Below are 14,672 nucleotides of genomic sequence, written 5' to 3'. Positions count from 1 at the left end.
TAAAACAAGCTGGAACTTTGCCTCCCCCTTTGAAAAGGGGGTATTTAAATAATCTCCCCTAACCCCTTTTTTTCAAATAGGGAGATTGAATATTTACTAAACAGGAACTCGTTTTGACTAAAACCCAACAACACGCATTTTCTTCCATTAAATACACCCGTACCCGCAGTGTTGCGGTAAGCCCGGATGTGATGCGGGAACGGCGCTTGGTTATGGGCTTACGAAACGACCCGCATGCCGACGTGTTTCGCTTGCTGCGCACGCAAGTATTAAAACAATTGCGAGAGAACAATTGGACCAGTCTAGCTGTGGTAGCACCGACCGCCGAATGCGGCAAAACCTTTGTTACCGCGAATCTCGCTATCGCATTGGCGATGGAAGTCAATCAAACCGTATTGGTGGTCGATGCCGATCTGCGTAATCCGCAAGTCGCTTGGTATTACGGTTTGGATATAGAAAAAGGCCTGCTGGATTATCTGCAGACCGATGTTCCGGTCGAAGATTTGCTAGTAAACCCGGGTTTCGAACGTTTAGTTGTACTGCCCGGTAAGCATACCACCTCCGTGTCTTCGGAGTTGTTGTCCTTGCCTAAAATGACAGCCTTGGTCGAAGAACTCAAAAATCGCTACCAGTCGCGCATCGTTTTGTTCGACCTGCCACCACTATTGAGTTCCGACGACGCCCTGTTATTCATGCCGCATTTCGATGCTGCATTATTGGTAGTGGAAAACGGCAAGTCCAGTCCGGAAGAAGTGCAGCGATCGCTGGCGATTTTAGGCGAAACCAATCTGGCCGGTACGGTATTGAACAAGGTGAACGGGGCGGTGTTCCCCAGATATCGATATGGCTTGGGGGTCAAGAATGCATAAGCGTCTGAAAATGTTCGGTATCGATTTCGATGCCTTGACCATGCCGGAAGCGGTTGCCAAGGTGTTGCTATGGAGTGAGGAGCCCGATTATCGTTGCCGCTATTTGGTAACACCTAATGTCGATCATGTGGTCAAATTTCAGACGGATCAGGCCTTACGCGCAGCCTACCGAGATGCCGCCATGGTTACCGTAGACGGGAAACCGGTATTGTGGGCCTCGCGGTTACTTGGCAAGTCGCTACCGGGCCTGGTAGCCGGCAGCGACTTTTGTCCGGCATTGTTCGATGCAGCCAAAACTAAACCTGGGTTGCGCGTGTTTTTATTGGGTGCGGCAGAAGGGGTCGCGGTTAGAGCTGCAGAGACTATATCAAGGCGCTGGCCGTGGGTAACCGTTGTTGGTTGTTACAGCCCTCCGATGGGTTTCAATGCGCAATCTGCGGAAAACCGGCAAGTGCTCGACATGATCAATCAAGCCAAGCCGGATGTTTTGCTTATCGGCCTTGGCGCGCCGAAGCAAGAAATTTGGGTGCATGCCATGCAAGACCAATTACAGGTAAAGGCGGCGTTATGTATAGGTGCGACAATCGATTTTCTTGCAGGCGAGAAGATGCGTGCGCCAAAATTTTTACGCACGTTGGGTTTGGAATGGCTGCACAGAATGTTAAGCGAACCAAAGCGCTTGGCCGGTCGCTATTGGCATGATGCCAAAGTTTTTCCAAGGTTGGTATTACGCGAATTCATAAACAAAACCCCAACTTGAGTAGATTTTAAAAATAGAAATGCAAATTGAAAGTAATTATTCAGTCCCTCGGCAATTATCGTTCCCACGCTCTGCGTGGGAATGCCTGAGTAATTACCGCTCCAGCGGTACGAGACGCTAGAGGTTCTTGGTCTTCATTTCCATGCTAGAGCCTGGGAACGATAGGGGGAACGTGAATAATTTCATCCCAAGCATTGGAACGATAGGCTGGTAATTACTTTGTGAGGATACATGCTTAAATATTTAAGATTTCGAATATTTACAGTGTTATTAGGCCCGTTCTCTAATCTATTGAGAAGAAGGCGAATGGCGGAATTTGAAAAGATTTTTAAACCAACTGAGGGTATGAAAATACTGGACCTTGGCGGTCAACCGGCTATTTGGGATTCGGTAACAGCAGCTCTTTCGATAACGTGTGTCAATCTACCAGGCGTCGCCAAAACAGACTATCCTACGCATCACAGTATTACCTATCGAGATGGCGATGCATGCAGCTTGCCTTATTTTAAAAAAGGAGATTTCGATCTGGTTTTTTCCAATAGCGTGATTGAGCACATTGGAAATCATGAAAAGCAACGGCAATTTGCTGCCGAAGTGCAGCGTTTATCGGATAACTATTGGATACAAACGCCAAGTATTTATTTTCCAATTGAAGCGCACTGCGGCATGCCTTTTTGGTGGATATATCCGAAAAAACTGCAACAGTTCTTCTTGGCGAGATGGTCTAAAAAGTTACCGGCATGGACTGAGATGGTAGCGAATACTACTGTATTAAAAAGCCGGCAATTAAGGCAGCTTTTTCCGGGCTGTAGCCTAAAAACCGAGTGGATGCTTTTTCCAAAATCCACCATTGCATATGTAAAAAAATCAAAACTGCCGACCTGTACTTATGCAGTATTAAATCCGGAAGCAAAATGAGATTACGAGTATGAATAAAGTCTTTAGCATCAGCGACTCTGAAATAGATTTTGTAAAGTCATTCGCTTCAAAACTATGGATGCTTGCCATTCTCATTCTTTTTATGATGCCATTATCTTCAGCATCTGCCTGCGATGCCCCGGTAGGGCGTTTCTGTGTCGATTTTTACAATGGCAAGAATTTTAATACCAAGCCATTGGTTACGCGAAAAGCCCCTTTTATTAAATATAACTGGAAGAATCGGAGCCCAGCGCGTCGCGTGCCGCATGATAATTTTTCTGCTCGTTGGCGAGGCCAATTCGACTTTAAGGAAGGTCCATACGAATTTCGTGCCATTGCCGATGATGGTGTTCGAATTTTTATTGACGGTAAGCTGATTCTTGATCATTGGCAAGACGCAGCAGGAACAGAATATCGTGCCGTGGTTAATCAAATTGCCGGTAGGCATCTAATTGAAGTTGAATATTTTGAAGCGACTGGCAGCGCTCGCCTTGAGGTAGCCTGGAAAAAGGTGGAGGCAGTATCGACAAAATCTCCCCTTGTAGTTGCGCCTAAAGAAACAGCCTTAGCTGAAGCTGACAACGTTGCCCCAACAATTCCAATAGCAATATCTTCGGCAGGCAATACCTCATCGCCGGATATTGCAACAGCACAAATAATTACAACGCAGCCAGCCAGTACGATAGAGCCAACCTCAAATGAAACTTCATCGTCAAACACAACAGCGGAAACTATTTCTGTAAAGACTGCGTTGGCGAAAGGTAAGACCCATAAGAATCTTGAAAACAACCCGCTGTCAAAGCGTATTGGCAACAAAGCGCCAATCGGTGTAAACCTTTCAAACTTTAGTTACTACAGTTCGACCGTTCCGTTTAAAGACTTGATGATGCAAAACGGGGGGCTCAACGTGCTAAAACAAGGAACTAACGACCCTTGCCCGGAACAACCTACATTAAGTCAAGACGGTTATCCGAGTTCATTGCCAAATGGATGCGTCATTAGGATATGGAGTGTTTTTCATATTCCTAAAGATGATTTCTGGCCAACCGGTACCCCACCTTATCAGCCAGGACGCTATATACTGCTTTATCAAGGTCATGGAAAAATAAAGCTTGGCTGGGATGCTAAAAATGTCGTTTATAAAAACGGTGGGCGCATCGAATTTGATGTACTAAAGCCTAAAGACGGTATTCAAATCCTAATAACAGCGATGGAATGGAATGATCCCATCAGGGATATGCATATCGTACATAGTAATGATGAAGCAACATTTAGAGAACAGCCCTTTAATGAAAAATGGTTGGCGTTACTAGAGCCCTTTCAAGTGCTTCGCTTTATGGATTGGGGTGCGGTCAGTCTAAATAGATCAGTTTATTATGCACCTGCCACCGCTCATACAACGCAGAGTATTACTTTGCCGGAATCGGCGCCCGCTCAGGATAATGTGTACGCCAATATGGTGGCTTTGCTTAATATCAATGGCAAATGGCCGCGTGTTCTGATCGATAGATACGATGGTGCAACCCGTACTTTATTTCTGAAATCACCGATAGAAACGTCAATCAGCGGAAAACAGCCAACGGTCAATATTTATGATTTTCTAAATAGGACTTGGGCGGATCGCGCTCCACCGACTACGTTAGGACAAGGTTCAGCTAAGGGCGTGGCCTTCGAATACATGATCAAGTTGGCAAACACCCTGGATGTCGATCCCTGGCTTACTATTCCCACTGCTGCTGACGATAAGTTTGTTGAAGAATTGGCTCTGTTGTTAAAAAAATTCCTCAAGCCAACATTGAAGTGCTACATCGAATATTCCAATGAAACCTGGAACTTTGGCTTCCCTGGTTATAACTATTCCGAAGCCAAAGCACGTGAACTCAATTTAAGTGGTGCGGCTGTATTTGCAGATGCCTGGCACGCTTATCGTGCTGTAGAGATATTCAAAATATTTAATCGTGTATTCGGCGATGCCGATCTTCACGAAGCGCGGCAGCAAAGTCGACTCGTGCGAGTACTAACTTCACAAACGGCATGGTTAGATCGCGCTAAAAGTGTCATGGATTGGGAAATGCCGAACAATGGCATGCCTACCCAAGGTAACCCTGCTTACAAGTTTGCCGATGCCTGGGCGGTAACGACCTATTTTTACCTGGACAAAGACAAATCATTGGAAACCACCCTAAGCCGAGAAGAATTGTTAGCAGCACAGATCGACAACATCAATAGCTTATTTGGCGATAAGAAAAACCCTGGCCTAATCAGAAACATACTCGCGGAATCCAAAGCCAGGGGATTACAACTGGTGGCTTACGAAGGTGGAACACACTTATTGGCGCCGCAGAATAATGGTGAATTGATCGCAAAAGTGGCTCAAATAAATAAAGACCCTCGGATGAAAGATGTATATAGCGTGATGCTGAATCATTGGAACAAGCTCTATCAAGAGTTCGGTGCCGATTCAGTAGGTGTGTTAAATCATTACTCAGATATCAGCCGATATGGCAAATATGGTTATTGGGGCTTGTTGCAATCTACTTATCAGGATCCTGCGACTGCCCCAAGATATCAAGCGATTAAAGGCTATGTTTCAGCACCTTAATAGATTATTAACAATGGCTAGTTGTTTACTTCACTTTCAGAATTTGGAGTAGTTCTTATTAATCCGAATTGGTTTGCATATCTGGCTCTTTTCAGCTGGCCGCTGGTAACGATCGCCATTTATCAACGTTTGCCCATAGGTAAGGCAACGCTGTGGTCTATTTTGGCTGCTTATTTTCTGTTGCCCGCAGGCACAACAGTAGACTTACCGTTGTTGCCGCCGCTGGATAAGTCGACTATCCCCAATATGGCAGCTTATCTGGTTTGTCTATTTATCAAAGGCAAGAGAGTCCCCTTGTTGCCAAAGGATCGCATCGCACGCTGGTTGTTAGTAATTTATGTGGTTAGTACTTTTATCACAGCGTCGATCAACCCTGAGCCCATTATTGCCGGGCCTACATATATTAAAGGTATGGAGCTTTACGACGCTTTATCCGCCGTGATTAGGCAAGGTTTGTTTATTCTGCCTTTCCTGCTTGGTCTTGCCTTTTTGCGAACGGCGAAGGATCACGAGGATATGCTAAAAACCCTCGCCGTTGCAGGATTGTTGTATTCCTTGCCTATGTTGCTCGAAGTACGGCTTAGTCCGCAGCTACATGTGTGGATATACGGTTATTTTCCACATAGTTTTTTGCAACAAATGCGCGGCGACGGTTTTCGACCGGTCGTATTCATGGGGCATGGCTTGCTGGTGGCTTTTTCTACCATGACCAGCGTGATTGCGGCAACGGCACTTTGGCGAATTGGGCGCCGGGTAAAATGGCTTTCCGGCGGACAAGCCACCGCTTATCTCATGGCGGTGTTGCTGTTATGCAAAAGCATGGCAGCGTTTTTGTATGCTGTTACTTTAGCCCCTCTGGTACGTTATGGAAAACCTAAGCAACAAATTCGGGTAGCTAGCATTCTGGTATTGATTGCCATTTTTTATCCCGTACTTAGAGGTCTGGATTGGTTTCCAAGCCAAATTATTTATGATGCTGCTTCTTCATTTAGTCCCGATCGGGCTCAGTCTTTTGATTTTCGCATTCGAAATGAGGATATGCTTTTAAACAAAGCCAATCAGAGGCCCTTGTTTGGCTGGGGAACTTGGGGGCGTAACCGTGTTTTCCATCCCGAATCTGGCAAAGACTTAAGCGTTACGGATGGTCGCTGGGTAATCACTATTGGCCAGTTTGGCTGGATAGGCTTATTCGCCGAATTCGGTTTATTGGCGCTACCGGTATTGCTGAGTGCTAGAACATTGCGTTATCTAAAAGACCCGCAAGAGGCTGTTGTACTCGGTGCCGTTGCGCTTATCCTTGGTATTAACGTGCTGGACCTAGTGCCCAATAATCCGATGAGCCCTTGGACGTGGTTAGTCGCGGGAGCGCTAATGGGGCGTTACGAACAACTCTTATATAGCAAACGTACTCAATCCGCTGCAAAGCACCATGTTAAATATACTCGTCCGATTCAAGATGAACCGGCGGTTTAGTCCGACAAAAACGATAAATTAAGCAAAGACAACTAGTGACAGAAGAAACCAAGCAAAATTCACTGAAAAATAAATCTATTAAGGCCGTTATGTGGAGCGGTGGCGAGGTTATTGCGCGCCAAGGCATTCGGTTGATTGTGTCAGTATTTCTTGCGCGTCTGTTAACTCCGGAAGAATTTGGTACCGTGGCGCTAATATATATATTTAGCGACATCGCTCATGCCTTTGTCGACAGCGGTTTTTCCGCTGCACTAGGTCAGAGGCAAGATATCACGCATACCGACGAATCAACGGTGTACTGGTTCAGCATTGGGATGGCCGTTATCTGTGCAAGTCTGTTATGGGCTGCATCACCCTATATTGCTGATTTCTATAGGCTGGAGGTATTGGCGCCTCTAATTACAGTTTTGGGGCTTAATATCGTGGTGATGTCACTAGGTAGTGTACATCACCCCTTGTTAACCAAGCGGCTTGAATTAAAGAAAATCACAATTATTACAGCGTGCGCATTATTCATATCCGGTTGTACAGCTGTTTGGCTTGCCATTGAAGGCTTTGGCGTATGGGCTTTAGCGCTGCAACAAGTTACAGAAAGTGTCGTCTCGAGCGTTTTACTATGGGTGCTAAGTGGTTGGCGGCCAGGCTTCGTTTTTAGTCTGGCGTCATTAAAGCGGTTGTTTGGGTTCGGTGGTTTTCTAATGTTGACCAGCTTTCTGGATATTGCCTATAACCGTGCCTATGCGCTAATCGTCGGGAAGGTTTACGGTGTGGGTGATTTGGGATTTTATAATCGAGCCGACAATGCCAGACAAATCCCCATGCAGGCACTTTGGATTTTTTTGTCCAGGGTGGCTTTCCCCATTTTTTCAGCAGCTGCGGGCGATATTGAAAGGATTCGTCGGGGCATGCAATATTCCATTCGTGGGGTGATGTTCATCAATATACCCATCATGCTAGGGCTCATGGTCACTAGCGAATCCGTCATAGTATTAATCTACGGTGACCAATGGATAAGCGCTACGCCTCTATTACAAATTTTATGTTTGGGCGGCATACTGATGCCGTTACATCTTATTAACCTAAACGCCATTAAGGCGATAGGGCATTCCAAAGTATTTTTCAAGGCCGAACTGATCAAGAAGCTAATTGGTACCGGCATGCTGGTTTTTGGGCTGATGTTTGGCATTTTAGGGCTTGCCTGGAGTCAGGTGGCCTATAGCATCATGGGTTTTTTAGTAAATGCTTACTTTAGCGGGCGTTATTTTAATTATGGCCCCTTGCAGCAAGTTTTGGATTTTCTCCCCGCACTCCTGCTGTCCGCAATTATGGCCTGCACAGTATTTGCCATGGGTGAATATTGGCATAACGAATTTATACCTTTGTTGAGCCTGCAGGTTGTTGTGGGAGGCGTCTTTTTTATCATGCTATGCCAAGTATTTAGGCTAAAGGCATACACCGAAGTTCGCACCATGCTTACGCAAGGTTTTGCCAAAAATAAGTCAATCTAATTAAGCATTGTCCATCAACCCATACTATAAGGAAATTTACATGAGTCTACTGAATCTCATCAATCCCGCTAGTTTCAACGACCTAAAGTCTGATACTCAAGGCGTTAAGCCATTTCCGCATTTTTGTATCGATAATTTTTTGGATGAAGCTTTTGCCAATGAAGTGCACGATTCGTTTCCGTCTTATGAAGAATCAAAGACGATGGGCAAGGAGTTCTCGGCCGTTAATGAGAAATACAAGATTCAGATTTGCGATACGACCCGATTTTCACCAGCAATTCTTAAGTTACACCAACTACTAGCATCACCTGAGTTTATAGATATGGTTAGCCGGATGATGGGCATTCCCAATCTGTTGCCGGACCCGGAACTGATGGGCGGCGGCATACACGAAACCAATGCAGGCGGTCGGCTGGATGTACATGTGGATTTTAACTTTATTGAAAAGACGCAATGGCATCGACGCGTCAATATTTTGATTTATTTTAATAAGGATTGGAAAGAAGAATATGGAGGTTATCTGGATTTATGGGATAAGGATGTCAAACATTGTGTGGGTGCGTTTGCTCCCATATTCAACCGGGCCTGCGGATTTGCCACCAGCGAAATCAGTTATCACGGCGTAACGCCTGTGCGTTGTCCTCCCGGTAGAGCGCGGAAATCGTTTGCAGTTTATTACTACACCAAAGAAGCGCCGGCTGGTTGGGACGGTGTCAAGCATTCAACCGTTTTCAAAGCCAGGCCGGATGAATGGCTAAAAGGTCATTTGCTTATGCCAGCAGAAGACACTTTGAACAGTTCCAAGCAGGCTTTTCGCAACCTGAAAAAAACCGTAAAAACAATGATAGGTTAGTAATCTGTTGTTACGTTTGGTCGCATTGCTCAGAGATAAGGAAAATCCAATTAAATTCTGACACATCAGATTAGCGCTTTACCTGAGGAAAGTAGCACATGGAAATGCAAACGAAATAACTTGAGTATTTAACTTCCCTACACTGAGGGGGCTTTTACGACAACCTCCTTTGTACAGGGCTTGATATGTGAACTTCTTTATTTACGAAATAAGCCAGTTATTAGTCCAGCGAGCATAGTGTAATAATTCATGGAATCCCAATTACTTATCGTCATCCTTAACTATCTTGCCACTGAAGTTACCGTGGACTGTCTCAATTCGTTGTCTGTTTGTCCCATGGTTCTAGATGGCAGGGCCAAAGTGGTGGTATGGGAGAATGGCACTGGCTCTGATGCCGTCGATACCTTGCGAGAGGCGATAGACAGTAATCAATGGCAAGACTGGGCCGAATTGCTGGTTTCGTCGAAAAATCTCGGCTTTACTGGCGGAAACAACCGGGTGATCGAGCGTGCTCAGCAAGCAGGCGAATTGCCCGAGTATGTGCTGCTATTGAACTCGGATACGCTGGTGACTGATGATGCTTTGACCAGCTTAATCGATTTCATGAATTGCCATCCGCAGGCGGGGATTGCCGGTAGCAAGCTCTTAACCGAAACCGGGGAACATCAATGCTCGCCGTTTCGTTTTCCCGGCATCGCTTCCGAATTTGATCAGGGCTTAAAGCTGGGTGTGGTTTCGCGTCTACTGTCTCATTGGTGCGTAGCTATGCCACCTCCAGAAGATGAAACCCTGGTGGATTGGGTATCAGGCGCTAGTATGATATTGCGTTCGAAAATGCTGGCTCAGATCGGCTTACTGGATGAAGGCTTTTTTACTTATTTTGAAGACATGGATCTTTGCCAGCGTGCGCATCAAGGCGGCTGGCAAGTATGGTATGTGCCGCAAAGCCGGGTTGTCCATCTGGAAGGCGCGTCCAGCGGCATCGTCAAACGTATTGTCAAACGCCGACCCAAATTCTGGTTTCAGGCAAGGCGGCGATATTTTCTGAAAAACGAAGGTGCTCTGAAAACGTTAGCGATTGATGCCGCATTCATTGTCGGTTTTGCCTTGTGGCGCGTACGTCGCTTTCTACAAAAAAAACCGGATTTTGATCCGCCCGGCATGCTGTTCGACTTTATAAAACAGAGTTCCATCATCCAGGGTACTGAGATCAGGCCTGTGACAAATCCATCAACAATGAATCAGAAAAAGCCTATGCATCAGTTTGCTATCGAACACTTGCTGGTACTGCCGGTGCCATTCCGGCGACAGGGTGATGAACTATTAATTGAAGTCCAAGCTCACCATGGTTTGCATCGCTGGCTTGATGATTTTGAAACGATGGCGCTTGCCGCCGCTGTAATACCAGAAGGTTTGGCTCTCGAAAGGCGAGAGGTGCAATGGATACGCCCCGATCCCGTTATTCTTGAGCGCGTGAAATTGGTGCCTTTGCCTTGGGCCTATCGGCCCGATCAGTTTTTGAGGTTTTTGCCAGATACTATCCGCGTGTTAGATTCGCTTATCCGAGAATCACGTTACTTGCAATTTGCAATTTCGGGTTTATGGGGCGATTGGGCATCAATGGCGGCAGAAATTGCCATTCAGCAAAAACGTGCCTATGCAGTGCATACGGACAATGTCTGTCATGAATATATATTGCGAGCGACTAGCAATCTTGGGCCTATGCAGCGCTGGCGCGCTCGTGTCGATAGTCCATTGATGAAAATCTGGCACAAGCGGCTCATTAGTCAATGTAGTCTAGGTTTGTTTCACGGCATGGATACTTATGAAACTTATAAGATTTGGATGCCCACGGATAAATGCGCGGCTTCGGTACACAATATTCACGACATCCCCGATCAGGATGCCGATACGTCTGCCAACATTTCTGCGTCGGATCAGATTCACATAGTTTATGCAGGGCGCGTTGCGTCTGAAAAAGCGCCCTTGGAGTGGTTGAATGCTATGCAAGCCGTTCAATCGCAAGGCGTAAAATTTAGAGCAACTTGGGCGGGCGATGGTCCGTTATTTAACGAATTACAGCAAGCAATTCAGCTCAATCAATTAGCCGAGATCATATCCCTGCCTGGCTTTATTGCCAGTCGATCCGAGATTGCCAAGTTACTCAAGTTTTCAGACTTGTTTGTGTTTACCCATATCACGCCGGAGTCGCCGCGTTGTCTAATCGAGGCGCTTAGATTTGGTGTGCCCATCATTGGCTATGACAGTGCTTACGCCCGTGATCTTATTGAAAAAAATTCGGGTGGCATATTAGTGCCTCGCCATAATTGGCAATTGTTAGCCGCAGAAATCAATAAATTGGTCAGCAACCCGGAGTTTATTGCTCAATTAAAAATACGAGCTCAGAAAGATGGAGAACGCTTTACAAGTCGGGCTGTTTTTCTAGAACGCTCAGAGTTAATCAAGAGTAATCTTTAAGGTCTATAAGGAATATTTATGCGGTTCTCATATCCTATTTATTTTGTTTATAAAAACAAAACCCATGGTATTACCGATGGTTTAACTGAAATAGATCCCAATGCGAATCCAGAGCGATTTAAAACAGGCGAGGACTGCTGGATACTTCAAACATTTCTTTATCTGAAACAAAAAGGCTATTCCAATATTTATTTAGTGTCTGATATTGTCCCAGGCCAGATATGCGTTATTCACTATTGGGAGTTGGCAACCAAGGATAGGTCATATCGTAGTTTTATTATTGCAATTCAAGCGGATACGCCCTTGGCCCCGCTGGCTAATATTCGAGTTGTGCAAAACAAGCTGCGTTTAGCCTCTAATTTTGATTGTTATATCACTCATTGGCCGCAGCCTGGGTTGATTCCGCGTAACTCCGCGCGCAGCAGCACAATCAAAAATATAGCCTATATAGGGCACCCTGATTATCTAGCCGCAGAGTTTAAGAGCGAATTTTTTAAAGACCAGCTTGCAAAAATAGGCGTCTCACTTTTAATCAAAGAATCGGATTGGAACGATTATTCAAATGTCGATCTTGTTTTGGCAGTGCGAGATATTAGCGCCTTTGATATATCCGGCAAACCACCTAGCAAACTGATTAATGCCTGGAAAGCAGGATGTCCGGCACTAATGGGGCCAGATCCAGCCTATCAACAGCTGCGCAAAGATGACTTGGATTATATCGAAGTTTACTCTGCTGAAAATGCCTATGACGCCGTTCATAGACTGATAGAGAAGCCTAAACTCTATAAAGCCATGCTGAACAGATGCCTGGCTCGATCAGATGAATTTACAATTAAGACTATTTCTAGACAATGGGAGGAATTGTTTTTTGGAATGGTTTCTCTTGAATATGAAAGGTATTTGGACAAACAAAGGGGATTCAAAAAAATAATGCCATTTATGAAGTTTATTGTTCTTGCGATTAAACATAAGGCCGAACGAAAAGCCTTTTTTAGATTGATACATAAACCAGTTGTATAAGAAAGTTATTAAATGAGTGTCCAATTGATTGAGTCTAAGTCCATTTCATCATTTAAAACGGCTAATCGACTAGCTTTCGCTGACGGTTTACGCGGGTTTGCTGCTTTTTGGGTGGTGCTTTACCACATGTCGGAAGGTAAGCATTTGGAACACATCAAATCCTTGATTCCACATTCTATTTATGCGGCTGTTTTCGATGCCGGTCATTTAGGAGTAGGGGTATTTTTTGTGCTGAGTGGTTTTGTCATGGCTTATACCGTGCGGCAAGCAACGGTTAATCGCAGCTACGCGGTTAATTTTTTGTTGCGACGTATGATTCGCCTGACGCCGCCTTATTATTTTGCAATTATCGTTACCCTGGTATTGGCGTTCGTAAAAGGAAAAGCAATGGGGTTACCCTATGAATTCCCAGATATAACACAGTTTTTGGCACACGCATTCTATATGCAGGGCCTGCTATCGATTCCACATTTCAATATTGTTTATTGGACGCTTTGTGTTGAAGTTCAGTTTTATATCGTCTTCGCATTGCTGTTTTTTATCGCCGATAGTGCATGCAGAAGTTTTGACGGCCATAAGGCACGTTCTATCGTGGTGGGCTTGATGGCTGTTATTGCGCTATGTTGGCCGCTAGGTTTGATTTCAAAGCCCCTGTGGCCAGGAGCTTTTTTTGAGTTTTGGTTCAGTTTATTAGCTGGAGTGCTGGTTTGCTGGAGTTTGTTGATGGGCGGTTATTTCAGGTTGTATGCAGTATTGTTTTGTCTAGTTCTGCTTTTTGCCGGCTTAATAAACGCATCTCAACTAACCTTAACCGTCGCTGCGACTGGGTTAGTGATGTCATGTGCCAGCGCCTTCGACCTTATGAATACTTGGTTAAATTGGCGTTGGATACAGTGGTTGGCCTTGATTTCTTACAGTCTTTATCTTTTACATAACCCGATCACAGGCTTGAGCTTTCGCGTCGTTCACTTGCTGATGCCCTCCGGAATAACCGCTGATATCATCGGTATTGCCATCACCTTGGCCTTTTGTCTGATTGGGAGCTATCTGGCGTATTGTCTGATTGAAAAGCCTTGCATTCGCTGGAGTCATGCAATCTCTCTAGGACCTAAATCGGCGCAAGAATATTTGAAAAATGACAAGGATTAATTAATGAATATTGGTGTCGTGGTAATCGGTCGTAATGAAGGCGAGCGTTTGCGCCGTTGTCTGGAATCGATAAATACTTTAAACGAAGTCGCCATAGTGTATGTCGATTCCGGTTCATCGGACGGTTCGGTCGAATTGGCTAACAGTAAACAAGTTACGGTTGTCGAATTAGACTTGTCCACGCCTTTTTCGGCTGCCCGCGCACGCAATGAAGGTTTCACATATCTGCTGAAAAACCATCCAGAAATCCAATATGTTCAATTTATCGATGGCGATTGTACGTTGGCGCCCGGCTGGCTGGACGCAGCGGCCGATACTTTGAAGGTGCAAACGCATTGCGCGGCGGTGGTCGGGCATTTGCAGGAATCCAATCCCGCCGCCTCTGTTTATAACCGTTTGTGCGCGTTGGAATGGAAGTCGCCTGCCGGTGAAATGACGAATTACGGCGCTTTGGGGGGTATCTCGATGATGCGTTCTGAAGTATTTAAAAAGCTGGGTGGCTTCGATCCTAACGTGATTGCCGGAGAGGATTCGGAATTAGGTGTGCGCATGGCGTTGGCCGGTTTTAAGGTAATTAAGATCGATCACCCGATGGGGATGCACGACGCCAACATGCTGCATTTTTCCCAATGGTGGAAACGCGCAGTCAGAGGAGGGCATGCCATAGGTCAAAGGGCTTTTCTCAATGGGCAGTCGTCGGTTATGGATTGTGTGCGGGAACGAAGGAGCGCCTGGTTTTGGGGTATAGGGGTACCCGCATTGATTCTGCTTGCTTTAGTACCGACAAGCGGATGGAGTTTGCTGCTTCTCGCAGGTTATCCTGTTCTTGGTGCGCGGGTTTATCGTTATCGGATGGGGCGCGATGATAGTCGGCAGGATGCTTTGCTGTATGCGTTTTTTATTATCTTGGGGAAGTTTGCTGAAGGCATTGGTTTGCTAAAGTTTTATATCAATAGAATGCGGGCTCGTTATGAAATTATTGAATATAAATAAATCAGGGGGGTAGATGCTAACAAGCATTTGTTTTACATGCCCCTCGTAA

General features: G+C 45.5%; 11 protein-coding genes. All 11 read left to right on the top strand.

Annotated elements, in window-relative coordinates; all coding sequences use genetic code 11:
* Positions 1–113 precede the first annotated feature (113 nt).
* The 11 genes from ACRJJO_RS11220 (at position 114) to ACRJJO_RS11170 (ending at position 14,623) form a co-directional block, all read left to right on the top strand.
* A complete protein-coding gene (locus ACRJJO_RS11220; RefSeq protein WP_431065836.1) occupies positions 114–869 on the top strand; it encodes a CpsD/CapB family tyrosine-protein kinase in 756 nt (251 codons plus the stop codon).
* On the top strand, positions 862–1,629 hold the full coding sequence (locus tag ACRJJO_RS11215) for a WecB/TagA/CpsF family glycosyltransferase (protein WP_431065835.1): 768 nt from the start codon (positions 862–864) through the stop codon (positions 1,627–1,629). The genes ACRJJO_RS11220 and ACRJJO_RS11215 overlap by 8 nt, the downstream gene beginning before the upstream one ends.
* Before the next feature lie 306 nt (positions 1,630–1,935).
* A complete protein-coding gene (locus ACRJJO_RS11210) occupies positions 1,936–2,547 on the top strand; it encodes a class I SAM-dependent methyltransferase (RefSeq protein WP_431065834.1) in 612 nt (203 codons plus the stop codon).
* Between the two features lie 10 nt (positions 2,548–2,557).
* On the top strand, positions 2,558–5,149 hold the full coding sequence (locus ACRJJO_RS11205; RefSeq protein ID WP_431065833.1) for a PA14 domain-containing protein: 2,592 nt from the start codon (positions 2,558–2,560) through the stop codon (positions 5,147–5,149).
* A gap of 129 nt (positions 5,150–5,278) precedes the next feature.
* Positions 5,279–6,622, top strand: a complete 1,344-nt coding sequence (locus ACRJJO_RS11200) for a hypothetical protein (RefSeq protein ID WP_431065832.1) — start codon at positions 5,279–5,281, stop codon at positions 6,620–6,622.
* 35 nt (positions 6,623–6,657) lie between these two features.
* On the top strand, positions 6,658–8,130 hold the full coding sequence (locus ACRJJO_RS11195; RefSeq protein WP_431065831.1) for a lipopolysaccharide biosynthesis protein: 1,473 nt from the start codon (positions 6,658–6,660) through the stop codon (positions 8,128–8,130).
* A 40-nt stretch (positions 8,131–8,170) separates the two neighbouring features.
* The gene (locus ACRJJO_RS11190) at positions 8,171–8,983 is read left to right on the top strand and encodes a 2OG-Fe(II) oxygenase (RefSeq protein WP_431065830.1); all 813 of its coding nucleotides are present in this window, start codon (positions 8,171–8,173) and stop codon (positions 8,981–8,983) included.
* A gap of 249 nt (positions 8,984–9,232) precedes the next feature.
* The gene (locus ACRJJO_RS11185; RefSeq protein WP_431065829.1) at positions 9,233–11,461 is read left to right on the top strand and encodes a glycosyltransferase; all 2,229 of its coding nucleotides are present in this window, start codon (positions 9,233–9,235) and stop codon (positions 11,459–11,461) included.
* Positions 11,462–11,479: 18 nt separating this feature from the next.
* On the top strand, positions 11,480–12,481 hold the full coding sequence (locus ACRJJO_RS11180; RefSeq protein WP_431065828.1) for a glycosyltransferase: 1,002 nt from the start codon (positions 11,480–11,482) through the stop codon (positions 12,479–12,481).
* Between the two features lie 12 nt (positions 12,482–12,493).
* Positions 12,494–13,630 carry an acyltransferase family protein gene (locus ACRJJO_RS11175; RefSeq protein WP_431065827.1) on the top strand — a complete coding sequence of 379 codons (1,137 nt, stop codon included), beginning with the start codon at positions 12,494–12,496 and terminating at the stop codon, positions 13,628–13,630.
* Positions 13,631–13,633: 3 nt separating this feature from the next.
* A complete protein-coding gene (locus tag ACRJJO_RS11170; protein WP_431065826.1) occupies positions 13,634–14,623 on the top strand; it encodes a glycosyltransferase in 990 nt (329 codons plus the stop codon).
* Positions 14,624–14,672 lie beyond the last annotated feature (49 nt).

This window comes from Methylotuvimicrobium sp. (genome assembly GCF_050611805.1).
Classification (GTDB): Bacteria; Pseudomonadota; Gammaproteobacteria; order Methylococcales; family Methylomonadaceae; genus Methylotuvimicrobium.
The sequence above is the reverse complement of the archived record's forward strand: the minus strand, read 5'-3'. Positions and strand labels throughout refer to the sequence as shown.

Excerpts from the sequence above, each read along its gene's own strand:
- ACRJJO_RS11205 (WP_431065833.1), top strand. The coding sequence starts at position 2,558 with ATGAATAAAGTCTTTAGCATCAGCGACTCTGAAATAGATTTTGTAAAG.
- ACRJJO_RS11180 (WP_431065828.1), top strand. The coding sequence starts at position 11,480 with ATGCGGTTCTCATATCCTATTTATTTTGTTTATAAAAACAAAACCCAT.
- ACRJJO_RS11175 (WP_431065827.1), top strand. The coding sequence starts at position 12,494 with ATGAGTGTCCAATTGATTGAGTCTAAGTCCATTTCATCATTTAAAACG.
- ACRJJO_RS11170 (WP_431065826.1), top strand. The coding sequence starts at position 13,634 with ATGAATATTGGTGTCGTGGTAATCGGTCGTAATGAAGGCGAGCGTTTG.
- ACRJJO_RS11210 (WP_431065834.1), top strand. The coding sequence starts at position 1,936 with ATGGCGGAATTTGAAAAGATTTTTAAACCAACTGAGGGTATGAAAATA.
- ACRJJO_RS11215 (WP_431065835.1), top strand. The coding sequence starts at position 862 with ATGCATAAGCGTCTGAAAATGTTCGGTATCGATTTCGATGCCTTGACC.
- ACRJJO_RS11185 (WP_431065829.1), top strand. The coding sequence starts at position 9,233 with ATGGAATCCCAATTACTTATCGTCATCCTTAACTATCTTGCCACTGAA.
- ACRJJO_RS11190 (WP_431065830.1), top strand. The coding sequence starts at position 8,171 with ATGAGTCTACTGAATCTCATCAATCCCGCTAGTTTCAACGACCTAAAG.